At 50.4% G+C, this 24,278-nt stretch carries 23 protein-coding genes; 9 read left to right on the top strand and 14 right to left on the bottom strand.

All coding sequences use genetic code 11. The annotated features are described in order from the left end of the window. Positions 1-61 precede the first annotated feature (61 nt). The 5 genes from HMPREF2675_RS03720 to HMPREF2675_RS03700 all read right to left on the bottom strand — a co-directional run bounded on the left by HMPREF2675_RS03720 (position 62) and on the right by HMPREF2675_RS03700 (position 4,948). On the bottom strand, positions 62-1,474 hold the full coding sequence (locus HMPREF2675_RS03720) for a Fic family protein (protein ID WP_070814106.1): 1,413 nt from the start codon (positions 1,472-1,474) through the stop codon (positions 62-64). 317 nt (positions 1,475-1,791) lie between these two features. Next, on the bottom strand, positions 1,792-3,186 hold the full coding sequence (hrpA, locus tag HMPREF2675_RS03715) for an ATP-dependent RNA helicase HrpA (protein WP_083323871.1): 1,395 nt from the start codon (positions 3,184-3,186) through the stop codon (positions 1,792-1,794). A gap of 108 nt (positions 3,187-3,294) precedes the next feature. Beyond that, the gene (gene rsfS / locus HMPREF2675_RS03710) at positions 3,295-3,681 is read right to left on the bottom strand and encodes a ribosome silencing factor (RefSeq protein ID WP_003749342.1); all 387 of its coding nucleotides are present in this window, start codon (positions 3,679-3,681) and stop codon (positions 3,295-3,297) included. A 58-nt stretch (positions 3,682-3,739) separates the two neighbouring features. Further along, the gene (gene nadD / locus HMPREF2675_RS03705) at positions 3,740-4,345 is read right to left on the bottom strand and encodes a nicotinate-nucleotide adenylyltransferase (RefSeq protein ID WP_003749340.1); all 606 of its coding nucleotides are present in this window, start codon (positions 4,343-4,345) and stop codon (positions 3,740-3,742) included. An 18-nt stretch (positions 4,346-4,363) separates the two neighbouring features. Beyond that, on the bottom strand, positions 4,364-4,948 hold the full coding sequence (locus HMPREF2675_RS03700; RefSeq protein ID WP_004520226.1) for a beta-class carbonic anhydrase: 585 nt from the start codon (positions 4,946-4,948) through the stop codon (positions 4,364-4,366). Between the two features lie 123 nt (positions 4,949-5,071). Here HMPREF2675_RS03700 and HMPREF2675_RS03695 point away from each other — a divergent pair, with 123 nt between their 5' ends. Both HMPREF2675_RS03695 and HMPREF2675_RS03690 read left to right on the top strand, forming a co-directional pair. Then, positions 5,072-5,962 carry an NUDIX hydrolase gene (locus tag HMPREF2675_RS03695; protein ID WP_004520225.1) on the top strand — a complete coding sequence of 297 codons (891 nt, stop codon included), beginning with the start codon at positions 5,072-5,074 and terminating at the stop codon, positions 5,960-5,962. Between the two features lie 15 nt (positions 5,963-5,977). Continuing rightward, entirely contained in the window at positions 5,978-6,925 is a 948-nt protein-coding gene (locus HMPREF2675_RS03690; RefSeq protein WP_004520224.1) for an ABC transporter ATP-binding protein, read from the top strand. A gap of 249 nt (positions 6,926-7,174) precedes the next feature. On the opposite strand, the gene HMPREF2675_RS03685 is transcribed toward HMPREF2675_RS03690, so the two are convergent. The 7 genes from HMPREF2675_RS03685 to HMPREF2675_RS03655 form a co-directional block, all read right to left on the bottom strand. Beyond that, entirely contained in the window at positions 7,175-8,098 is a 924-nt protein-coding gene (locus HMPREF2675_RS03685) for a hypothetical protein (protein ID WP_004520222.1), read from the bottom strand. Between the two features lie 93 nt (positions 8,099-8,191). Continuing rightward, entirely contained in the window at positions 8,192-11,023 is a 2,832-nt protein-coding gene (locus tag HMPREF2675_RS03680) for a valine--tRNA ligase (RefSeq protein WP_070814105.1), read from the bottom strand. Positions 11,024-11,119: 96 nt separating this feature from the next. Beyond that, positions 11,120-11,929 carry a zinc transporter ZupT gene (gene zupT / locus HMPREF2675_RS03675; protein ID WP_070814104.1) on the bottom strand — a complete coding sequence of 270 codons (810 nt, stop codon included), beginning with the start codon at positions 11,927-11,929 and terminating at the stop codon, positions 11,120-11,122. A 169-nt stretch (positions 11,930-12,098) separates the two neighbouring features. Further along, positions 12,099-13,076, bottom strand: a complete 978-nt coding sequence (locus HMPREF2675_RS03670) for a WG repeat-containing protein (RefSeq protein ID WP_283127788.1) — start codon at positions 13,074-13,076, stop codon at positions 12,099-12,101. A 394-nt stretch (positions 13,077-13,470) separates the two neighbouring features. Further along, positions 13,471-14,727 (bottom strand): D-amino acid dehydrogenase, encoded by a 1,257-nt coding sequence (locus HMPREF2675_RS03665; RefSeq protein ID WP_070814102.1) that lies wholly within the window; start codon positions 14,725-14,727, stop codon positions 13,471-13,473. Positions 14,728-14,809: 82 nt separating this feature from the next. Continuing rightward, positions 14,810-16,201, bottom strand: coding sequence for an alanine/glycine:cation symporter family protein (locus tag HMPREF2675_RS03660; protein WP_036493589.1), 1,392 nt, complete (start codon positions 16,199-16,201; stop codon positions 14,810-14,812). Positions 16,202-16,505: 304 nt separating this feature from the next. Further along, positions 16,506-17,348, bottom strand: a complete 843-nt coding sequence (locus HMPREF2675_RS03655) for an ATP-grasp domain-containing protein (protein ID WP_070814101.1) — start codon at positions 17,346-17,348, stop codon at positions 16,506-16,508. Positions 17,349-17,472: 124 nt separating this feature from the next. Between HMPREF2675_RS03655 and HMPREF2675_RS03650 the strand changes: the two genes are divergently transcribed. The 5 genes from HMPREF2675_RS03650 (at position 17,473) to HMPREF2675_RS03630 (ending at position 21,608) form a co-directional block, all read left to right on the top strand. Then, a complete protein-coding gene (locus HMPREF2675_RS03650) occupies positions 17,473-18,708 on the top strand; it encodes an FAD-binding domain-containing protein (RefSeq protein WP_070814100.1) in 1,236 nt (411 codons plus the stop codon). A gap of 147 nt (positions 18,709-18,855) precedes the next feature. Then, positions 18,856-19,575, top strand: a complete 720-nt coding sequence (gene minC, locus HMPREF2675_RS03645) for a septum site-determining protein MinC (RefSeq protein ID WP_063076223.1) — start codon at positions 18,856-18,858, stop codon at positions 19,573-19,575. A 26-nt stretch (positions 19,576-19,601) separates the two neighbouring features. Further along, complete coding sequence (gene minD / locus HMPREF2675_RS03640) at positions 19,602-20,417, top strand: septum site-determining protein MinD (protein ID WP_070814099.1); 816 nt, start codon at positions 19,602-19,604, stop codon at positions 20,415-20,417. Positions 20,418-20,420: 3 nt separating this feature from the next. Further along, positions 20,421-20,684, top strand: coding sequence for a cell division topological specificity factor MinE (minE, locus tag HMPREF2675_RS03635; protein WP_003680625.1), 264 nt, complete (start codon positions 20,421-20,423; stop codon positions 20,682-20,684). 3 nt (positions 20,685-20,687) lie between these two features. Further along, positions 20,688-21,608, top strand: a complete 921-nt coding sequence (locus tag HMPREF2675_RS03630) for a hydrogen peroxide-inducible genes activator (protein ID WP_003749313.1) — start codon at positions 20,688-20,690, stop codon at positions 21,606-21,608. Between the two features lie 63 nt (positions 21,609-21,671). On the opposite strand, the gene HMPREF2675_RS03625 is transcribed toward HMPREF2675_RS03630, so the two are convergent. After that, on the bottom strand, positions 21,672-21,884 hold the full coding sequence (locus tag HMPREF2675_RS03625; RefSeq protein WP_003684747.1) for a glycine zipper 2TM domain-containing protein: 213 nt from the start codon (positions 21,882-21,884) through the stop codon (positions 21,672-21,674). A gap of 254 nt (positions 21,885-22,138) precedes the next feature. Here HMPREF2675_RS03625 and HMPREF2675_RS03620 point away from each other — a divergent pair, with 254 nt between their 5' ends. Next, the gene (locus HMPREF2675_RS03620) at positions 22,139-22,588 is read left to right on the top strand and encodes a CopD family copper resistance protein (RefSeq protein WP_070814098.1); all 450 of its coding nucleotides are present in this window, start codon (positions 22,139-22,141) and stop codon (positions 22,586-22,588) included. A 33-nt stretch (positions 22,589-22,621) separates the two neighbouring features. Continuing rightward, entirely contained in the window at positions 22,622-23,596 is a 975-nt protein-coding gene (locus tag HMPREF2675_RS03615) for a TerC family protein (protein WP_070814097.1), read from the top strand. A 69-nt stretch (positions 23,597-23,665) separates the two neighbouring features. On the opposite strand, the gene HMPREF2675_RS03610 is transcribed toward HMPREF2675_RS03615, so the two are convergent. Then, entirely contained in the window at positions 23,666-24,064 is a 399-nt protein-coding gene (locus tag HMPREF2675_RS03610; RefSeq protein WP_003684724.1) for an Ag473 family lipoprotein, read from the bottom strand. Between the last annotated feature and the right edge of the window lie 214 nt (positions 24,065-24,278).

Below are 24,278 nucleotides of genomic sequence, written 5' to 3'. Positions count from 1 at the left end.
TTTTGAAGGTGCGGACTGTATTGATTTTGACTCGGTTAAAGTTGCATTTTAGGCTAGCAAACTATTTTTTTTCTAATCTTTCCAATAAATCCTGAGGAGCAACATATTCTAAAGCATTTCCTGATTTAAACGGTACTAGGAATCTATATTCTCCCAGTTTACTTAAATCGCTACGGGCAGTATTCAGGGAGATACCGTATTGATTGGCAATTTCTTGTGCAGTAAAGATTTTTCCGCTTTCTTCCACTGCTTTTTGCAGAATACCAATTTGCCGTTGGTTCAACTTTCCTATCTTTTCAGTATATTGGGCAATCGCTGCCTTGAATTCCTGTTGGTGTTTTTGTTTGTCGGAAATGTAGTGCTCCAAATCGGCAACCGCCCGCTTGATAATATCGCATTGGTAATAGATGAAATAGGTTAAATCTAAATCGTCGGTTTCCGCATACAAATAGGATTTGGCGTATTGGGCCGGAGCGTTTTTCAGAAGACGGCTGATGGATATGTATTCAAATAGCCAGTAGCCGTTTTTGAGCATAAACCAATAGAACAAAGCCCGCGCCGTCCGCCCGTTGCCGTCGCCGAACGGGTGGATATAGCCGATGAGGAAATGCAGAATAATTGCTTGGACAACTGGATGGATAAACGGATTTTCTGAGCCGTCATAAGTGTTGTTGGCAAACGTGCATACTGCTTCCATCAGCGTATGAACCTGCCCGTGCGGCGGTGGTTGGTACAGGCTGTTACCATCGATATCGGCGATAAAGATTTCGTCATCCTGCCTGAATTGTCCGGGCTCGGCCTTGTTTTCAATGGCGTTACTGGTGGCAATGCGGTGCAAATCCAAAATCATTTCAACACTTAACGGCGTATTTTTCAATTCTACCGCTTTTTTCATCAAGTGATAGTTATTCACTATCATGATTTCGTCTTTGGTTTTGGGCTTGCGCTGCGATTTAAGCATATCCTTGGCCACTTTACGCGTGGTGGCAGCTCCTTCCAGTTGGGCGGATGTAATCGCTTCTTCCATAATAAGAGACTTGAGCAAGAATCTATTTTGCTCGCTTCTGCCGAAGCCACCCAAGCTAGACGTGCCGATAGTACTGCCGCAGCTTTTGTCAATCAAATGAAGCCGTGCCTGCAGAGAGTCGGGAATGCAGAACCAAAACTGATGTTCAAACGGGAAATCAATTGGTTTTTGGATTTTTCTGCGGCTCTCCTTGACGGCGCGCCATTTCATCCGCGTGTCTTCCGTGTGAATCCGGCGGAATTTATCCCAATGCAGGTAGGTTCCGTTTTCATCTGTCACGGAAAATTCTGAATAATCTTTGATTTCAGTAAGAAAATCGGGAATATCTATATCAGGATTATTTGCGGAAGAATTCAGCAGCTTGGTAATTTGCGCCATTCTTTTGGTGAAATGCTGCACATATTCCTGTTGCAACAGGGTAAATTCCGGAGGTCTGGAAATTTTCATAACAAATACCAAAATTGTTCAATTTTTTATAATTGAGCTATTTTAGTCAATTTTTATAGAAATAGAAAGCATTAAAATACGAATCTGAAAGAAACCATAGTCTTCATAAATAGGGAAAAATTGTGTCTACCATATTAAAAAACAACTATTGTGGGCTATCTTGATCTTTTTCAGTCAGATTAGCTGTAAAGTTTTCCTAAAAAATAAAAACAGTCCGAAACTTCAGTATGAAGTTTCGGACTGTTTTTATTTGTGCTTAATTAGGCTGCACTTTCAAAGTATGTTATACCTATAACCATTTATCAAACTAATTATTTTCAGACGGCCTCCACCGCCCCCAATTCCAACAACACCTGAAAACCGTCATTGATATACCGCGAATCGGGCATTTCTAAAAACGGGAATGCTGCTACGTCGCCCAAGTTCAGCGATGCCATGCGCAGGATGACGGCGGCGAGGTTGCTGCGGACGATTTCGGGATCGGTAAATTCGGGGCGGCTGTTGAAATCTTCTTCTGAAAACAGTCGGATACACACGCCTGCGGAGACGCGGCCGCAGCGACCGGAGCGTTGGCGGGCGGCGGCTTGGGAGATTTTCTCTACATGAAGCTGCTCCACTTTCGCCCGTGCGGAATAGCGTTTGACGCGCGCGAGGCCGGTGTCGATGACGTATTTGATGCCCGGCACGGTGAGCGAGGTTTCGGCGACGTTGGTTGCTAACACGATGCGGCGTTTCGCGCCTGTGGGGTGGAAGATTTTGTGCTGTTCGGCGTGCGATAGGCGCGCGAACAGGGGTAGGATTTCGTCGTTGCGGCGCAGTGTGGATTTGCGCAGGGCTTCGGCGGCTTCGCGGATTTCGCGTTCGCCCGGTAGGAACACCAAAATATCGCCTTCGCCGTGTCGCGCCAATTCGTCCGCCGCATCGACAATCGCGTCGGTCAGCTCCACTTCTGCGTCGTCTTCGTCTTTGCTGGTCAGCGGGCGGTAGAGGATTTCGACGGGATAGGTGCGTCCGCTTACTTCCAGCACGGGCGCGCCGTTGAAGTGTTGGGAAAAGCGTTCTGCGTCTATCGTTGCCGAGGTGATGATGACTTTTAAATCGGGGCGGCGTGGCAGCAGTTGTTTCAAATAGCCCAAGAGGAAGTCGATGTTCAGGCTGCGCTCGTGCGCTTCGTCGATGATAATCGTGTCGTAGGCGGCGAGGTAACGGTCGGTCTGGGTTTCCGCCAACAGAATGCCGTCGGTCATCAGCTTGACGCAGGCATCGCGCGAGGTGTGGTCGGTGAAGCGCACTTTATAGCCGACCGCGCTGCCGATTTCCGATTTCAGCTCTTCGGCAATCCGCTCCGCCACCGAGCGCGCGGCCAAACGGCGCGGCTGGGTATGCCCGATCAAGCCTGCCGCCCCGCGTCCGAGTTCCAAACAAATCTTGGGCAGCTGCGTGGTTTTGCCCGAACCGGTTTCGCCGCAAATAATCGTTACCTGATTCTCGGCAATGGCTTTTTTGATTTCGTCGAGTTTTTCGTGAACGGGCAGCGTGTTGTCGAATTCGGGTTTGGGCAGTTTGGACAGGCGTTGCAGATAGAGGTCGTGCGATTTTTTGTATTTTTCTTCAACCTTGGCCAAGCCGCCGTATTTATTGGGGTTTTTAAAGGCGGATTGCAGGAAATGGCGGTCTTTGGAGAGGGTTTGGGCGAAATCGGGATGCGGCATGATGGTGCGGTAAACTGAATAATGTGAAAAGAATGGAATTATAGCAAAAGGCCGTCTGAAACTTGCTTGCTTTCAAGTTTCAGACGGCCTTTGTATGGATAAACCGTTTTAGTCGGCGGCGTGCCAAGGTTTTTGCATACCGGCGTGGAAACTCGGTTTTTCTCCGCCCCACAAGGTGTCGATGTCGTAGAAGTCGCGCACGGTAGGGAGCATGACGTGGACAACGAGGTCGCCTGCGTCGACGAGCGTCCATTCGCCGCTGTCGCCTTCGGTGCTGAGGATTTCGAAACCAGCTTCTTTCAAATCGACGGCAACGTTGTTGGCCAGTGCTTTAACTTGGCGTGTGCTGTCGCCGCTGGCAATAATCATGCGGGCGAACAGGGAGGTTTTGTCTTGGGTTTCCAAAACGGAGATGTCTTTGGCTTTGATGTCTTCGAGGGCGTTTACGGCCACTTCGACCATTTTTTGCAGGTCTTGCAATTCTTGTTCGTTCATTATTTTCCTAGTTGAAATGTTTTCAGACGGCATTATAGCTTATCTGCCTGAATAAACGCTATTTTTCATAGAGTTTGTGTTGGCGGATGTATTGGGCGACGGGTTGCGGCAGGCCGTCTGAATGGTGCGTTTTGGCAAGATTGGCGCGGATTTGGGTGGAGCTGGTGTTGTGCAGTGGCGCGTTGAGGATACGGACGCTGCCGTTTTGCAGGGCTTCGCCGAGCCATGCGTGCAATTCGCGCGGGGTTTTGTTGAGGTTGTCGCCTTGGCGCATGGCAATGGCGATATGGGTCTGGCGCACGAGGGTTTGCCATTTTTTCCATGTGTGCAGCTGCATCAGGCTGTCGCTGCCCATCAGCCACCACAGTTGCGCGCCGGGAAACTGCTGGCGGAAGATTTGGACGGTGTCAAACGTATAAGTTGCGCCGTCGCGGACGATGTCGCAGTCGCTGGCGGCGAATTTCGGCTCGTCGGCGATGGCGAGTTCAACCATATTGAGGCGCTCTTGTGCCGGCGTGCGCGTGCTGTCTTTGTGGTACGGGTCGCCTGCCGGCAGGAAGACGACGAGATCCAAACCGATTTCGTCGGCGAAGGCGCGGGCGATGTGGAGGTGGCCGTTGTGGATGGGGTCAAACGTGCCGCCGAATAATCCGATGTTTTTCATTTCGTGGTGGTGTCTGCGTTAGATGTTTTGGCCGTCTGAAGCAGGCAGGCTGCCGTCAACAATCAGGTTGAGCTTGCCTGTGGTCGGGTGGATGACCAGGCCGTGGATGGCGATGTTGTCGGGCATCAGCGGATGTTTGCGAATCAGCTCGACGGTATGGCGCACGCTGTCTTCGACGTTGTCAAAACCGGTCAGCCAGCCGTCCAAATCGATACCGGCATTGCGCAGGGTTTCGATACGGTCGTCGGGGATATTGCTGTCGTGTACGCGTTGGAGGAACTCTTCTGCGTGTAATCCGCGCATACCGCAGTCGTGGTGGGCAATGACCATGATTTCTTTCACTTTGAGTTCAAATACGGCCACCAACAAACTGCGCATCACCGAACCCCAAGGGTGGGTCACCAGTGCGCCGGCGTTTTTGATGAGCTTGGCATCGCCGTTTTTCAAGCCCAAGGCATTGGGTAACAATTCGATAATGCGTGCATCCATGCAGGAAAGAATGGCCAGCTCGCGGCCGGGGTATTTGTTGGTGAAATATTTTTCGTACTCTCCCGATTCAACGAAATGCTGGTTGTAGGAAAGGATATCGGTCAATTCGCTCATGATGATGTGCTCGTTTCGGATGATTTACTCTATTATAGCGGTTTTCAGGGGGTATGGTCGTTTTGCAAATTCGCCGTAAACGGCTAAAATCGATGTATCTTTAGTTATTTTGGAGGATGCGCCATGTCTCAGTCTTTCCGTTTTGAACAGGTATTCACCCCCGATGTCCACGACACACTGTGGGATTGGGCGCAGACAAGCTATGGCGCATCCGACGATTGGTGCATTCTGTATCTCAACGGCCTGCCTTTAGGCCGTCTGAACCCGTTATGGCGCGAACGCCTCGGGCAAGATTGGACAGGCAGGCAGTCAACCCTTTCAGACGGCCTGAATTTGGAAACCGACAACTGGACTCAGATGGGCGACAGTTTGCAAACGCTGGCGCAACAATGGCGCGAGTGCGGTTGGCTCAAAGGTTGGCGTGGTGAAAAGTTTGACATCTGCGACCAGTCAGGCAAGCCTTTATGCGCACTCGAACGCGCCGCCTTCCGTCCGTTCGGCCTGATGAGTCAGGCAGTGCATTTGAACGGATTGGTCGAAACAAAAGACGGTCTGCGCTTTTGGATAGGCCGCCGCAGTCCGCACAAAGCCGTCGATCCGAACAAACTCGACAACCTGACCGGAGGCGGCATCAGCAGCGGCGAGAGGCCGTCTGAAGCCGTCTGTCGCGAAGGCGAAGAAGAAGCAGGCATTCCCGCTTCGTTAACACCCCATATCCGACCGACCGCCCAAATATATAGTTTGCGCCCGGTTAATCGTGGTGTCCACAACGAAATCCTGTATATCTTCGACATCGTCCTACCCGAAGGCTTCCAACCCGCCAACCAAGACGGCGAAGTCGCCGGTTTTGAACTGATGGACATCCCCACCCTGCTTGATGCCATGTTGGGCGGACACATGATGCACGATGCCCAGTTGGTCACGATCGAAGCCTGCCGGCGATACGGCCTGATCGACCCCAAACATCCGCTGTCCGCATGGCTCGACAGCATCCGTTGCCGACCCCATTTTTAAAGGCCGTCTGAAACCATGTTACAACTCAAAAACATCAACAAACGCTTCGGCAGCAAAACCGTTGCCCAAGACATCAACCTAACCGTCGAAGCAGGCGAAATCCTCGCCGTACTCGGCCGCTCCGGCTGCGGCAAATCCACCCTGCTCAAAACCATCGTCGGCCTGGTACGTCCCGACAGCGGCGAAGTCTGGCTCAACGGTGACAACATCACCGACATGCCGCCTGAAAAACGCAATATCTCGCTGATGTTTCAAGACTACGCCCTTTTGCCGCATTTAACCGCCCTCGACAACGTCGGCTTCGGACTCAAAATGCGCCGCCTGCCCAAAGCCGAAATCGAAGAACAATCCATGCAGGCCTTGCGCGACATCGGTTTGGAACACGAAGCGCAACGCAAACCCGAAAGCCTCTCAGGCGGCGAACAGCAACGCCTCGCCCTCGCGCGCGCCCTAATCACGCGCCCGTCGCTGTTGCTCTTGGACGAAGCCTTCTCCAGCCTCGACACCCACCTGCGCCACCACCTGCGCACCCTGACCGCCGAACGCATCCGCAGTCAAAACATCCCCGCCATCCTCGTCACTCACTCCGCCGAAGAAGCCTGCACCATGGCCGACACCATCGCCATCATGCACGAAGGCCGCATCCTCCAACACGGCACGCCGGAAACCCTTATCCGCCGCCCCGTCAACGCCCAAGCCGCCCTACTGCTCGGTTTGGCCAACACTAACGACACACGCTACATCCCCCAACACGCCATCCGATTCGACCCGAACGGCACAGCCGTCCGCATCAGCGAAGCCGTCCCCCTCGCCGAAGGCACACGCCTTACCCTCGCCCATCCTCAATACGGCGATTTAATTTGGTATCCCCATGCCGACCACGATACGGATAAACCGCAAACCGGACAGGAAATCCGCATCAGCGTGGATGAAAGTCAGATTGTTTGGTTTGATCGAATGTGATGGATTAAGAAAAAGAAAAAGGCCGTCTGAAAAGCAACAAACACCGTCATTCCCGCGCAGGCGGGAATGACGGTGGATGGGTTTGGGGCGGGGGAAAGGTTTCAGGCTGCCTTGGGGAAGGGCAACCTGAAAATGGGGAGGCCGTCTGAAAGAGCAGTTTCAGACGGCCTTTTGGTCGCTTGGGTTGTAAACCCAACACAAAACAGATTATTTAACGGTTTTGTTGGGGCTTGACCTAACCTACGCTTGCTACGAGTCTTCCGAAGTTGTTGAGTTTTGATTCGATGTATATTGCGTTGACCTTGCAGTAATTTGCACACGATTCTCCATCGGAAACGGAATTAAATATTTCTGATATTTTCTTGATAGAATTTGAACTCTAGGCGATAGAGAATGAATACGTCTTTCCATGTTTTCATCAATTTTATCTTGCCCGTTTTTCTCTAAAATATGATTTATTTCTTCCCAATCATCTTTATCTAGTTGATATGCAGCACCGTTCTTGACTTCTTCTATCGGATCGATGATTTTCATATTTAGAGACTGGATGGCTGATGATTTGATCAATTCATATTTATCTGAATACTGATTTAAACATATTATTGCATCAAAAGCTTCTCTATTTCCCCCATTAAGGTCTGTGTAATTTAAAAAATTGACGATTAATAAAAAGTCATTTGATTCAAGTCTTTTAAATAGTGGGTGGTTATATTCATAACAAGGTCTTGCTGCTTTATTCTTATTATTGAAATCGATTAAATTAACTTTCCCATATAATTCATTAATTATTTGTTCCCTTCTGAGAGTTGCGTCATAAGATGAGTTAATAAATAGCAAAAAAGAAAAATTTACTTTTTCTTTCATTGATATATTTTCTAAAGAAGATCGTATTTGTCTGTTGGCTGATCTCATAATTGTAGTTAGCATACTATTTGTATGGTTGTAACCATTAGATATGTAAACTTCGCCATTTGATAATTTTTCTTCTCTGCTTTTATTTTCATCATCATCGGCTTCTTTGAGTTTTACTTCAACAAGGAAATTTTCATTTTCCAATTTAACAAGAAAATCAGCAGTTTTGGTTTCTCCTGTTGCAAGCTCCTCTCCATTATTTAAGATTTCAAATCCCAAAGTTTCTAAAATATCTTTCCCTAATTTAGATGATTTTTCCATTTTCACATTCCTATTTAATTATTTTTCTAAGAAAAGGCAGCCTGAAAAATCATTTTTGACTTTTCAGGCTGCCTTTCTCACAACCAAACAATACTACCCTTTCAACTTCGCCAACTGCCCTTCCACTTTTCCCATCTTATCCGTCAACTCCGCCAAATCCGCCTTATCTTTTTCCACCAGATGCGCGGGGGCTTTTTCGGTGTAGCCGGGTTTGGAGAGTTTGGCGTTGAGTTTGTCCAAGGCTTTTTGCAGTTTCTCGGCTTCTTTGCTCAAACGGGCGGTTTCGGCGGTTTTGTCGATTTCGACTTTCAGCATCAGGCGCGCGCCGTTGCAGACGGCGACAGGTGCGTCTTCCGCTTCGGGCAGGCTGTCCACCAGCTTGGCTTCGGTCAGTCGGGTCAGCGACGGCAGGTATTTGAGCAGGCCTTCGAGTTCTGCGCTGCCTTCGACGAAGAGCGGCGCTTTGACGTTTGGCGCGATACCCATTTCGCCGCGCAGTTTGCGCACTTCTTCGACTAAGTCTTTCAATGCGGCCATTTTGTCGAAGGCCGTCTGAACGATTTTTTCTTTATCGGCTTGCGGATAGGCGGCCAACATAATGCTGTCGGCGGTTTTGGCATTCGCCAGAGGCGCAACGACCTGCCACAGCTCTTCGGTAATGAAAGGCATGATTGGGTGCAGTAGGCGCAGGATGGTTTCGAGTACGCGCACGAGGGTGCGGCGTGTGGTGCGCTGGGTTGTCGGGCAGCCGGTTTGGATTTGCACTTTTGCCAGCTCGATGTACCAGTCGCAATATTCGTTCCACACAAATTCGTACAGCGTTTGCGCGGCAAGGTCAAAGCGGTAGGTTTCAAAGGCTTCGGCAACGGCGGCTTCGGCTTGTTGCAGTTTGCCGATAATCCATTGGTCGGCGAAGGTAAACGCCAACGGCTGCATTTCGTCTTGACCGCAGTCTTTGTCTTCGGTGTTCATCAACACGAAGTTGGTGGCGTTCCACAATTTATTGCAGAAGTTGCGGTAGCCTTCGGCGCGTTTGAAGTCGAAGTTGACGCTGCGGCCGAGGCTGGCGTAGCTCGCCATAGTGAAGCGCAGCGCGTCCGCTCCCATGCTCGGAATGCCTTCGGGGAAGAGTTTTTTGGTTGCTTCTTCCACTTTCGGCGCGGTTTCGGGTTTGCGCAGGCCGGTGGTACGTTTCACCAGCAGTTTTTCCAAGTCGATACCGTCGATCAAATCCACAGGGTCGATGACGTTGCCTTCGGATTTGGACATTTTTTTGCCTTCGTGGTCGCGCACGATGCCGTGGATGTACACGTCTTTAAACGGTACTTTGCCGGTGAAGTGGGTAGTCATCATAATCATGCGCGCCACCCAGAAGAAGATGATTTCGTAGCCGGTAACCAAGACATTGGACGGCAGGAAGGCTTTGAGTTCGTCGGTTTCAGACGGCCAGCCCAGTGTAGAGAACGGCACAAGCGCGGAGGAGAACCAAGTGTCCAATACGTCTTCTTCGCGGGTCAAGCCTGTTTTGCCGGCTTGTTTTTCAGCTTCTTCCTGATTGCGGGCGACATACACATTGCCTTCGTGGTCGTACCATGCAGGGATTTGATGGCCCCACCACAGTTGGCGCGAGATACACCAGTCTTGGATGTTGTTCATCCATTGGTTGTAAGTGTTGACCCAGTTTTCAGGGATAAAGCGTACCGCGCCGCTGTCGACGGCTTTTTTGGCTTTGTCTGCGAGGCTCAGGCCTTTGAATTCGCTGTCAGGCTCGCCGCCGTTTGGCGTGGCGGACATGGCGACAAACCATTGGCTGGTCAGCATCGGCTCAATCACGGAACCGGTACGGTCGCCTTTCGGCGTCATCAGCGTGTGCGGTTTGATTTCGACCAAGAAGTCTTGTTCCTGCAAATCGGCAACCATTTGTTTGCGCGCGGCAAAGCGGTCCAAACCCGCGTATTTTTCAGGCAAGGCAAAGCCTTGTTGCGCTTCGCCTTTGAAGTTGAACACTTCGGCGTTTGCCAGCACTTTGGCTTCCAAATCGAACACATTAATCAGGCGCGTGTCGTGGCGTTTGCCGACTTCGTAGTCGTTGAAGTCGTGCGCAGGCGTGATTTTCACGCAGCCGGTGCCGAAGTCTTTTTCAACGTATTCGTCGGCGATAACGGGGATGGTGCGGCCGGTCAGCGGCAGGATTAATTCTTTACCAATCAAATGGGTATAACGTTCGTCTTCAGGATTGACGGCAACGGCCACGTCGCCCAGCAGCGTTTCAGGACGGGTGGTCGCCACGATAACGGCTTCGGCAGGATTGTCGGCCAGCGGATAGCGGATGTGCCACATAGAGCCTTGTTCTTCCACGCTTTCCACTTCCAAATCCGATACCGCCGTACCCAATACCGGATCCCAGTTCACCAAGCGTTTGCCGCGGTAAATCAAGCCCTGTTCATACAGGCGCACGAACACTTCGGTCACGGTTTCGGCGCGCACGTCGTCCATCGTGAAATACTCGCGCGTCCAGTCTGCGGAACAGCCCACGCGGCGCATTTGTTGGGTAATCGTACCGCCGGAAACTTCTTTCCATTCCCACACTTTTTCCAAGAATTTTTCACGACCCAAATCATGACGGGACACGTTTTGCGCGGCAAGCTGACGCTCGACCACGATTTGCGTGGCGATGCCCGCATGGTCGGTGCCCGGAATCCAGGCGGTATTGCAGCCTTTCATGCGGTAGTAGCGGGTCAGGCCGTCCATGATGGTTTGGTTGAAGGCATGGCCCATGTGCAGCGTGCCGGTTACATTGGGCGGCGGCAGTTGGATGGAGAAAGACGGTTTTGTCAAATCCATATCAGGCTGGAAATAGCCCTGCTCTTCCCAGTTTTGATAATGTTTGGATTCGATTTCGGCTGGATTGTATTTGTCTAACATGATGGAACTTTGTGAAATTAAGGTTATTTTTGATGTGCGGATTATAACGCAAAAAGGCCGTCTGAATCATTTCAGACGGCCTTTGGCATACGGGTTTTAAAAATGGAACAATACCAGGCTGACGGCAATCACCGCCATGCCCGTTGTCAGGCCGTAAACGGTTTCGTGGCCGTCTGAATAACGTTTGGCAGCCGGCAATAGCTCGTCCAACGCCAAAAACACCATCACGCCGGCTATCACGCCGAATACCGAACCAAACACGGCAGGCGACAAAAACGGCTGCAAAATCAAATAGCCCAAAGCCGCACCCAAAGGCTCGGCCAGACCGGATAGCAGGCACGCCCATACCGTTTTCTTACGGCTTCGGGTGGCAAAATAAACCGGCGCGGCGATAGAAATGCCCTCCGGAATATTATGGATGGCAATCGCCAAGGCCAAAGGCATCCCGACCGCCGGATTCTCCAAGGTGGCAAAAAACGTCGCCAAGCCTTCGGGGAAATTGTGCGCAGTAATCGCAAACGCCGCCATCATGCCGACTCGTGCGATATGGCGGCGTTTGCTTTCTTGAAACGACGGGTCTTGCGCGTCTAAAGTTTCATGCGGGTTCGGCACCAGGCGGTCAATCAGCGCGATGCCGCCCATCCCAGCCAAAAATGTCATGGTCGCTGCCGCAAACGCGTGGTCTTTATCATAAATTTCAGCGAACGCCTCACTGGATTTACTGAAAATCTCCGTCAGGGAGACATACACCATCGCACCGCCGGCAAATGCCAAACCAAACGACAACACGCGCGGATTGGGCGTTTTGGAAAACATCACCAAGCCGCTGCCTAATACGGTAAACAAACCGGCAGCCAACGTGATGGAAAAGGCAACGGCCAAATTGGACATCGAAAAATCGGGCATGAGAAAACCTGCGCTCAAAGCTGGGACAGGTTCAGACTAACACTTTTTAATGCGCATGATAATAGTTATTATTTATTTTATTGATTGGATACACGGATTTTGAAACAAAAGGCCGTCTGAAAAATGGTTTTCAGACGGCCCTACCTACTGACAAAAAATTCAGGAATTGCTATTCAATCTCAACTGGTTTGCCTTGCTTATCAATATAAAAGAATTCATCTTCACTAAAATCTTTGTCTTTAAATTCATTCTTCATATTAACAAGTGCCACACCATTTTGGAAGTCATTAACAGTACCAAATTTGAACGGTATAACTACTTTACCGGTTTTATCTAAATAACCGAATTTACCGTTTAATTCTGCACCGATCAAACCTTCACTCAATGAACCTAGATATGCATATTTAAAAGGGATAACTACCTTTCCCTTTTTATCGATATAACCATATTTACCATTTTGTGAAACTCTTGCCATACCATCATTAAAATTAGAAACACTTTTATATCGCGCAGGAATTACCCACTGATTTCGTTTATCGATATAACCCCATTTATCAAGAATCTGAACAGCAGCTACACCTTCATTAAAATCAAAAGCCCCTTCATATTTTGGTGGAATAATCATCTCACCTTTTGTATTGATATAGCCATATTTATTTGTATCAGCAGTGACAACTACCGCCAGTCCTTCACTGAATAAGTCGATTTTAACATATTGGAATGGTATGACAACTTTGCCCTTTGTATCAATAAAGCCCCATTTGCCTTTTTGTTTAGCAGGAGCAATACCTTGTAAAAAATCACCAGGCAAATCCTCAAATTTAAAAGGAATAACCTCTTTGCCACTAGCATTGATATAGCCGCATAAAACCTGATCTGATTTCCCTACTATTTTACATACTGCTGCTAATCCTTCAGAAAAATCACGAGCAAGATAATATTTGAGTGGAACAACAATCTTCCCTTGTCGATTGGCAAAACCATGCAAAAAAAGATTCTTCTCGTTACCAACCTTGATAACCATAGATAAGCCTTCTTCGTTAAGGCAATAAACCGTGCTGTCACTTTCTCTACCGGTTAATTTTGGTTTTTCGCAGGTATCAGCCAGCGCAAGAGGGATATACACTGATGCAATAAAAATACCCAAAAATATTTTCTTCACACTTAACCTTTTTAAAAATGATGTATAAATTCTATAAGAAAATTATAAGGCATGTCCATCTTCAAAAACGGCAATGTTACTGAAAGGAAATATGGGACAATCTCCTACGCTTTTCCCAAGCTGCTACCGTCCCTCAACATAGCCACAACCGGGTTGTTTTGCTAAATCACACTGCCTTTGGAAAATACCGGCAATATCGCCAACATGAAGAACAGGCCACAAACTTTTTTCAAATCCATCCGTATTTCTTTTACAAAAAATCTTTACGTCAGTCCGATTGCAGTATAACAAGACATACTGGGAACAAAAGGCCGTCTGAAAAATGGTTTTCAGACGGCCCTTAAATTTGAAATGCCGCTAAACCTTATCGCTTTCCAGCTTAAGCCTGATAGCGCGACAGGCTCAAATCGTCGCTGCGGATTTCGGTGTCTTTGCCGCTCACGATATCGGCAGTTAATTTTGCCGAACCCAGCGACATGGTCCATCCCAAAGTGCCGTGGCCGGTATTTAGGAATAAATTTTCAAAGCGGGTGCGCCCGATTAACGGCGTGCTGTCGGGCGTCATCGGTCGGAGGCCGCTCCAGAACAATGCCTGATTCAAGTCGCCGCCTTCGGGGAACAAATCGTTGACGACCAAAGCCAGCGTTTCGCGGCGTTTTTCGGGCAGTTTGATTTCGTAGCCGGACAATTCCGCCATGCCGCCGACACGGATTCTGTTGTCGAATCGTGTGATGGCGACTTTGTAGCTCTCATCCAAAACGGTGGACACTGGTGCGCCGTCGGAATTTGTAACCGGCAGGGTCAAGGAATAGCCTTTGACGGGGTAAATGGGCAGATTCAGATTCAACTGCGCCAAAACCGTCCTGCTGAAGCAGCCGAGCGCGCAGACGAAGGCATCTGCTTCAAACCGTTCTGTTTCAGTTTCCACTGCGCTGATGCGCTGGCCGTTGTGTTCGATGCGGTGGATGGTTCGGTTGAAATGGAACTGTACGCCTTTTTCCAGACACAGTTTGTACAGGTTTTGGGTGAAGAGGTGGCAGTCGCCGGTCGCATCGGCAGGCAGGTGCAGACCGCCGGCAATTTTGGCGGTAACGCGCGCCAGCGCAGGCTCGAATTCTGCGCATTCTTCGGGTTTCAGACGGCGGTACGGCACGCCGTAGCGTTCCAAAACGGCAATGTCTTGTTCTGCCGCTTCGACTTCTTTGGTTTGGCGGAAAATCTGCAACGTCCCTTTTTTGCGCCCTTCAAAATTCATGCCGGTTTGCGCTTCAAAACGACGGAACATTTCACGGCTGTATTCGGAAATCCTGACCATGCGCTCTTTATTGATTTGATAGCGCGCTGCCGTGCAGTTTTGCAGCATTTGCCACAGCCATTCGATTTGATACAGGCTGCCGTCGGGGCGAAACAGCAAAGGCGGATGGCTTTTAAACAGCCATTTCAGCGCTTTGGTCGGGATGCCGGGTGCAGCCCAGGGCGTGGTATAGCCGTAAGAGAGCTGACCTGCGTTGGCAAAACTGGTTTCCATCGCCACGCCCTCGGCGCGGTCGATGACCGTTACTTCATGTCCTGCCTCTGCCAGATACCACGCGGAAGATACGCCTGCTACTCCGGCACCTAAAACAAGCACTTTCATTTTTCTCCTCCTCTGACTTTTTTCAAAACAAACTGATATCCATCGGGCCGTCTGAATATTCAGATTCAGACGGCCTTGGACATCAATGCGGCAATTCGCCGTTTTTGATTTTTTGTTTGAAGTCTCGCGTTTCATTGACGATGACTTTAGCCATCAACAAAAGCGCAATCAGGTTGGGCAATGCCATCAAGCCGTTGAATGTGTCCGAAGCCAGCCACACCAAATCAAGGCTCAACACGGTACCCAGCATGACGGAAGAGACGTAACCCACGCGGTACAGTCCGGCAAAGCGTTCACCGAAAACGTACACCGCGCATTTCTCGCCGTAATAACACCAGCCGAGAATGGTTGAGTAGGCAAAGAAAATCAGGCCGATGGTAACAATCCAGCCGCCGATGCCGGGCAGCATTTTTTGGAACGTGACGGTTGTCAGCGCCGCGCCGCTCAATTCAGGTTTCACAAACTCGCCGCCTGCGCCGAGCAGACCCATGACCAACACGATACCGGTAATCGAGCAGACAACGATGGTGTCCAAAAACGTACCAGTCATGGAAACCAATGCCTGACGGACGGGGTGGTCGGTTTTCGCAGCAGCGGCGGCAATCGGCGCAGAACCCATGCCCGCTTCATTGGAGAACACACCACGTGCCACGCCGTAGCGGATGACCGTACCGATGGCGCCGCCGGCCACGGCTTGCGCGCTAAACGCATCGGAGAAAATCAGTTTGACGGCGGGCATCAGCGCGTCAGAATTCACGACAATAATGGAAATACCGCCCACTACATAAAACACGGCCATGGCAGGCACGATAAAGGACGCCGCTTTGGCGATGCCCTTAATGCCGCCCAAAAGCACGATGGCCGTTAATACGGTCAATATCACGCCGGTGTAGGCAGGTTCAACACCGAAGCTGGTTTGCACTGCCTGCGCAACCGAGTTGGACTGCACCGAGCTGCCGATACCGAAGGAAGCGAATGTGCCGAACAGCGCAAACGCAACAGCCATCCATTTCCAGTTTTTGCCCAAGCCTTTTTCGATGTAATACATCGGGCCGCCGGACATCTCGCCTTTGGAGTTGGTCACACGGTATTTCACCGCCAACACGCCCTCGCCGTATTTGGTGGCCATGCCGAAAATAGCGGTCATCCACATCCAAAATACCGCGCCCGGGCCGCCGGTTACCACCGCAGTCGCCACGCCGGCGATATTGCCCGTACCGATGGTGGCCGACAGCGCGGTCATCAACGCGGCAAAATGGGAAATATCGCCTTCGTGGTCTTCGCCGTCTTCATGCTTCTTTGACGGCACAAACGCCTGTTTCAGTGCATAACCCAACATGGTGAACTGCAAGCCTTTCAGCAAAACGGTCAGCAAAATGCCCGTACCGACCAGCAGCATCAACATAATAGGCCCCCAGACCCAGCCGCTGATGGTTTCAAAAAAGGCTTTAAGATTGTCTAAAAGCAATTGCATGGTTTTTCTCCTTTGTCTGTTTTATTTTTTTAAAACACCACTTTTTTGTAGTGTCCTGTAATTTCAGCACAGAATGTTTAAGATTACAACATATTTATTTTCAAAAACTTTTCGTATTTTTACCCTAAATAAAACCCAATCGACACCAAGAAAATTGTTTACAATCCAGAGCAGGCCTAGACCCCAGCCCAATTAAAATGACAAATAAAAGCATGCTTTAAAACATCTTCCTGCCAACTGTTTAAAAAAATTCAGGCCGTCTGAAAAAAGTCTTTCAGACGGCCTGAATGTGCGTGCCGCAATCCTATTTCAGCAACCCGGCCAACACTCGGGCAAAACGCTCCGTCGCGCCTTCGCTGGTGTGCAAATACAGGGCGGGTTCGATGAGTTCCAATTCATTGAGCAGGAAAGTGTCACCAACTAATGTACCGTCCACTCGGGCGTAAACCGGCATTTGCGGCAAAGCGGTCAGTACGTCTTGCGCGGCACGGATGGCAAACTCGGGAGGCTCGATACCGAACACCGACACGCCATAGGCCGAGTTGGCGCGCCATTCGCCTTGCGGCGGCTGACGACGCACGGCATGGCTGAATGCGCCGTTGAAAAACACCAGAGAGGTTTCGCCCGCCGTTTCGATTTCGCGGATATAAGGTTGAACAATCATGCCTTGCGGATAATCCGCCATGTTCACGTCCAATGCGTCCGTACAAACTTTGACCACACCTTTGCCGCTCTGCCCGAATGCCGGTTTGATGACTGCTTCCGTCCAGCCTTGTCGGTTCAGGATATCGGCCAATTCGGCTTTTTTCGGCGGAACGAACACACTGGGAATCACTCGTGCGCCGCGTTCTGCCAAATCGCACAAATAAGTCTTTTCCATATTCCAAGCCATCAGCTCGGGCGGATTGATAAAACGCTGCCCCACCTGCTCGGCTTGCTCCAGCCATTGGCGGAAAGCTTCGGGTTCGGCGGCATAATCCCATGCGCACAAAGGCAGCAAAAACGGCGCGGACGGATGGTTTTGCCACGCATCAAATATGGTTTTTACGCCCATATTCTCCAAGCATGCTGCCAATGTTTTCAGGTTGTCCGGCGGTTCGGGATAGGTTTGGCAGGTAATGAGTGCCAAAACGGTTTGCTCGGTCATGGTTGCATCTCGTTGCTAAAACCAAAATTATATAGCGAAATCAAACCAAAAGATTTTTCAGACGGCCTGATACATAAGGCCGATTCTGATAAAATGGTTTCCCCTTTTCCGTCGGAACATGCTCATGAAATCTGCCCACGTCCTTGTCTGGTTCCGCCGCAACCTCCGCCTGCACGACAATGCCGCGCTTAATGCCGCCGTTGCAAGCGGTTTGCCCATCGCCTGCGTCTGGGTCAGCCAAAGGCCGTCTGAAAACCACAATCCGCGTCAAAGCCTGTTCCATTATCAAGCCGCGCAAGAGCTGCATACCCGTCTGGCAGCACACCATATTCCTTTATATGCCGTCACTTCCGACGAAGACCTCCTCCCCTTGGCTGCTGCGCTTAATGCACATACCGTCATCACAGACGAAGCCTACACCGAAGCCGAAATCTGCCAAGACAACCACCTCTGGCACAATCTCGACCGAGCAGGCATTGCCCTGCAACACGCCAACGACCGCGGTATCTTGGCCAAAGCCCCCCTCATGGATGCCAACGGCCTACCCCACACCGATTTTGCCGCCTATAAACAAGCATGGTTGCAGGCTTATTCAGGACAAAGGCCGTCTGAAACCGAATTGCCTGTTCAAACCGGGCAAAACGTTCCGCCGTTTCCAGCCCATACCGGTGCAGTATTGCCTGCCTATCAGCAGGGCGGCGAAACCGCAGCCTTAACGCAATGGCACGCATTCAAACAAAATTTGGTTCACTACCCGATTACCCAAAACTTTCCGGCACGAAAAAACACCAGCCTCCTCAATGCCTATCTGTCTGCAGGCTGCATTTCACCGCGCCTGCTGGTCGCCGAAAGCTTGGCAAACCGACATTTCGAGTGGCTGGACAAGCTTATTTTCCGCGACTACTGCTACCAGCTCGCCTACCACCGCCGCCTACCCGAAACAACCGATGCCGCCCCGGTGCGCGAATACTGGCGCAACGGCCAAACCGGCGTGCCCGTCATCGACGCCTCCATCCGCAGCCTCGAAGCCACCGGCCACTTACACCCCGTTCTCCAGCAGCTGTGCGCCCACTATTTCTGCCACGCCCTCAACCTCGACCCCAACCAAGGTATCGCGTGGACAGCCTCCGTCCAAACCGGCACCGACCCCGCGCTCAACCAAGCCAACTGGCACCTTGCCGCCCAAGACACAGCCACCGTCCGCTATGCCCACCGTTCGCACCAAATCGACCCCGACGGCAGCTACATCCGCAGTTACATCTCCGAATTGGCGCATCTGCCGTCCACCCTTATCCACACGCCGTGGGCCGCCGCCGATGACATCGACACACACGGCTACCCCTTTCCCAAGGCCGTCTGAAACCTGCGTTCACACCAAAAAACCACACTAAATACAGCTGAAAAACGTTCAAACAAAATATTTTGGTTTCAGACGGCCAAACAGATTGAATAGCCAAGATTTACACGGTAAACTTACGTCATTAAAAAATTTTATTATTTCATTACAATGAAACCCGCATTCGACATAAAAACGTCACGTTTGGACGTCTTATCCATCCATCTGCACACCGCAGATCTAACCGAATTGGAAGAATTCCTGCGCCAACTGGCAGGCCAATCCCAAGACGAATTCGTTCCCTTCATTTTAGACGTACAAGATTTCGACCATCCCGAATCCATCGATTTGGGCGGCATGATTTCCCTGTTTGCCCGTTACGGCATGCAAATCTTAGGGCTGCACCACACCAGCGACACATGGGCGGCAGCGGCGGCGCGTTACCACTTGGTATTCAAACAAGGCAACTCCACCCAGGCAGCCGACACACAGGCAGCACCTGCCCCCCGCCAAGCACCGCAGCCACAAGACGTACAGGCCACCGTTATCAACAATCCGACTGTATTGGTCAGCACGCCCGTGCGTACCGGCCAGCAGGTTTACGCTGAAAACGGCGACCTCATCGTTACCGGCATCGTCAGCCAAGGTGCGGAACTTATCGCCGACGGCAACATCCATATTTACGCCCCCATGCGTGGCAGAGCGTTGGCCGGTGCCAAAGGCAATACCAACGCGCGCATCTTTATTCATTCCATGCAGGCCGAATTAGTCTCCGTTGCCGGTATCTACCGCAACTTCGAGCAAGACCTGCCCGAGCATCTGCACAAAAAACCCGTACAAGTATCATTGCAAGACAACCGACTGGTTATCAGCGCAATCGACGCCGAATAAACATCAGTACTTAAAAAGGAAATATCGTGTCCAAAATTATCGTAGTAACTTCAGGTAAAGGCGGCGTAGGCAAGACCACTACCAGCGCCAGCATCGCAACCGGCCTGGCCCTGCGCGGCCACAAAACTGCCGTGATCGACTTCGACGTCGGTTTGCGCAACCTTGACCTGATTATGGGTTGCGAACGCCGCGTCGTATACGACCTCATCAACGTCATCCACGGCGAAGCAACTCTCAACCAAGCCCTGATTAAAGACAAAAACTGCGAAAACCTCTACATCCTGCCTGCATCGCAAACCCGCGATAAAGACGCGCTGACCCGCGAAGGCGTGGATAAAGTGATGAAAGAGCTGGCCAGCGAAAAAATGGGCTTCGAATTCATCATCTGCGACTCTCCTGCCGGTATCGAACATGGCGCACTGATGGCGCTCTACTTTGCCGACGAAGCCATCATTACCACCAATCCGGAAGTATCCAGCGTCCGTGACTCCGACCGCATCTTGGGCATTTTGCAAAGCAAATCCCGCAAAGCCGAACAAGGCGGCACGGTTAAAGAGCACCTGCTGATTACCCGCTACTCCCCTGAGCGCGTGGCCAAAGGCGAAATGCTGTCTGTACAAGACATCTGCGACATCTTGCGTATTCCGTTGATCGGTGTGATTCCTGAATCACAAAACGTCCTGCAAGCTTCCAACGCCGGCGAACCTGTCATCCACCAAGACAATGCCGCCGCCGCGGAAGCCTATAAAGACGTTATCGCCCGCCTCTTGGGTGAAAACCGCGAAATGCGTTTCCTCGAAGCTGAGAAGAAAAGCTTCTTAAAACGACTGTTCGGAGGTTAATACATGTCACTGCTCGATATGCTGTTCGGCAGAAAGCCGAAAACCGCCACAGTCGCACGCGACCGCCTGCAAATCATCATCGCGCAAGAACGCGCACAAGAAGGCCAAGCTCCGGACTATCTGCCGACCCTGCGTAAAGAGTTGTTGGAAGTCCTGTCCAAATACGTCAACGTATCATTGGACGACATCCGCATCTCCCAAGAGAAACAAGACGGCTTGGACGTTCTTGAGCTGAACATCACCCTGCCGGAACAAAAAAAGGCTTAACACATGACCTTGACCGAATTGCGTTACATCGTAGCCGTCGCACAAGAACGTCACTTCGGACGTGCCGCACGACGCTGCTTTGTCAGCCAGCCCACCCTCTCCATCGCCATCAAAAAGCTGGAGGAAGAGCTGTCGGTATCCCTGTTCGACCGTAGCAGCAACGACATCATCACGACCGAAGCGGGCGAGCGCATTGTTGCCCAAGCCCGCCGGGTTCTGGAAGAAGCCGAACTCATCAAGCACCTTGCCAATGAAGAGCAAAACGAATTGGAAGGCGCGTTCAAACTCGGCCTGATTTTTACTGTTGCCCCCTACCTTCTGCCCAAGCTCATTACCGCGCTGCGTGAAACCGCGCCGAAAATGCCGCTGATGCTGGAAGAGAACTATACCCACATCCTGACCGAGTCGCTCAAACGCGGCGATGTCGATGCAATCGTCGTTGCCGAACCGTTCCAAGAGCCGGGCATCGTAACCGAGCCTCTGTATGACGAACCTTTCTTCGTCATCGTTCCCAAAGGACATCACTTTGAAGAACTCGATGCCGTTACGCCTCAGCTTTTGAGCGAAGAACAAGTGTTGCTGCTGTCCGAAGGCAACTGTATGCGCGACCAAGTGTTGGCAAGCTGTTCCGAATTGGCTTCCAAGCAAAAAATCCAGGGCTTGACCAATACCCTGCAAGGCAGCTCCATTAACACCATCCGCCACATGGTTGCCAGCGGCCTGGCCATCAGCGTCATGCCGGCTACCGCATTGACCGAAAACGACCACATGCTTTTCAGCATTATCCCGTTTGAAGGCACTGCACCGCACCGCCGTGTCGTTTTGGCTTATCGCCGCAACTTTGTCCGTCCGAAAGCACTGACTGCCTTGCGCACTGCCATTTTGCAATCGCAACTGACCGGTGTAACGTTCGTCAACGAATAAACCGCAAAACAAAAGGCCGTCTGAACATTCAGACGGCCTTTTTATTTTTAACCGAATAAAGGATTAGTAGCGGGTATGAACTTGACTGCCGATAACGCCACCCAAAGCCGCGCCACCCAAGGTAGAGCCGGTATCGCCACCAATCAAATTACCTGCCACGCCGCCCAATACCGCACCAGCAGCAGTGTTGCGTTGGGTTTGAGTCATATTGGCACACGCGCCCAAAGAAGCGGCCAGCATGATCAAGGTCACAGTTTTTGCAAAAGTTTTCTTCATGGTTTGATTCTCCATCAGGGGTTAAGCTGTATATGGAACAGTATGGCACAACCTTTCATTAATATATTTTCTGATAAGTAAAGACAGATTAAACTAAGATAACGCTCTTGATGAACGGTTAAATGCAAAAACAAACGGCAATTCCAAAAGAATATTTATAAATTTTAATATATTTGGCATAAAATTGCGCATACATCAACCACATTCGGTAGTGATACAATGACGACTTGTCTGAATTACCGGAAACACCCGTCATGAGTATCTACGCACTGGCACACATCATCCACGTTTATTGCGCGATTGCCTTTGTCGGCGGCGTATTTTTCGAAATGCTGGTCCTCTCCGTTTTACACACCGGCCGCGTTTCGCGCGAATCGCGCCGCGAAGTCGAACGTGCCATGTCCCATCGTGCCGTCCGCGTGATGCCGCCTGTCGTCATTACCCTGTTCATCAGCGGCATCGTGATGGTGTACAACCGCTACCTGCCGATACTGCACCACCCATTCGACAGCTCCTTCGGCATCATGTTGAGCATCAAAATCCTGTTGGCAATAAGCGTTTTGGTACATTTTGCCATCGCCGTCGTCAAAATGGCACGGCACACCCTCACCGTCGGCTGGTCGAAATACATACACGCCGTCGTATTCAGCCATATGCTGTTTATCGTCTTTTTTGCCAAAGCAATGTTCTACCTGTCTTGGTAAACCTTACCCCTCCCCCACACACAAGGATTGTTTATGACCCAATACCCGTCCGTCGGCTCGCCGATGTTTTACGGCATCTTCTTTATTGCCGTCTTAATCATGATCGCCATCGATATGGTATCGCTGAAAAAAAACGGCGCCCACAAAGTCAGCATCAAAGAAGCTCTCACTTGGAGCGGCATTTGGGTGGCCGTATCCTGCGCATTTGCAGGCTGGCTCTATTTTGAACTGGCGGGCAACCCGACTTACGGGGCCGTTGTCGCCAAAGAAAAAGTCCTCGAATTCTTCACCGGCTATGTGCTCGAAAAATCCCTTGCCGTCGATAACATCTTCGTTTTCCTGATGATTTTCGGCTACTTCAAAGTCGAACCCAAATTCCAACACCGTGTCTTGCTCTATGGCGTATTCGGTGCCATCGTCCTGCGCGCCATCATGATCTTCATCGGCGCGGCCTTGGTACAACAATTTGAATGGATTTTGTACCTCTTCGGCGCGTTCCTCTTATACACCGGCATTCACATGATGAAGCCGGAAGCCGAAGCTGAAGAAGACCTTTCCCAAAACAAAATCCTGACCCTGCTCAAAAAAGTCATCCCGACCAGCCCACAGTTTGACGGTGAAAAATTCTTTACCATTGAAAACGGCAAACGCATCGCTACGCCACTTTTACTGGTATTGATTATGATCGAATTGAGCGACGTCATCTTCGCCGTGGACAGCATCCCCGCTATTTTTGCCGTCACCACCGACCCGTTCATCGTCCTTACCTCCAACATTTTTGCTATCTTGGGCCTGCGTGCCATGTACTTTTTACTGGCAGACTTTGCCGAACGCTTTATTTTCCTCAAATACGGCTTGGCCTTCGTATTGAGCTTTATCGGTATCAAGATGTTGATTATGCACTGGGTACATATCCCGATTTCCATTTCCCTGTCCGTCGTCTTCGGCGCACTGGGCGCATCCATCCTGACTTCTTTGGTGTACACGCGTCAGCAAGAAAAAAAATAATCCGCCGATACAAAAAGGCCGTCTGAAAAACATTTTTTCAGACGGCCTTTTCAAATATTAAACACCAGCTTATTTAGCAGCGTCTTTCAATTTGTCGGCAGCTTCTTGAGTCGCATCGGCTGCTTTACCCATAGCATCTTTAGCTGCGTCTTTGGCAGCATCTTTAGCATCAGAAACTGCATCTTTAGCTTCTTCAACCGCTTTACCGGCAGCATCTTTAGCGTCAGAAACTGCTTTATCTGCAGTTGCTTTAGCATCTGCAGCAGCGTCTTTAACATCAGAAACAGCTTGCTCAGCCGCACCTTTGGCTTCAGAAGCAGCAGCATCAACAGCAGAAGCTGCATTTTCAGCAGCAGCGTTTACATCGGAAGCAACAGCAGAAGCCGCCTCTTGGGTTTCTTTTTTCGCTTCTTGTGTACACGCCGCCAAGCCGGCTACCATCATTGCAGCAATCAATAATTTTTTCATATTGTATATCCTTTGGTCTAAAAAATATCTGTCAAAACTGACAGACCCAAAAATCATAACATAATAAATGCTCAAAAAAGGGAGAATTAACGCCAAATAACAACCGATTTACGTTTTTTGAAAAAAATTTCAAAAAAACAGTTGACGAAAAGAAACAAGTTCCCTATAATGCACAGCTTATTGGGTCGTTAGCTCAGTCGGTAGAGCAGCGGAC

This window comes from Neisseria sp. HMSC061H08, from assembly GCF_001836795.1.
GTDB lineage: Bacteria > Pseudomonadota > Gammaproteobacteria > Burkholderiales > Neisseriaceae > Neisseria > Neisseria subflava_A.
Note: the sequence above shows the minus strand (reverse complement) of the source record. Positions and strands in the feature narration are given on the sequence as shown.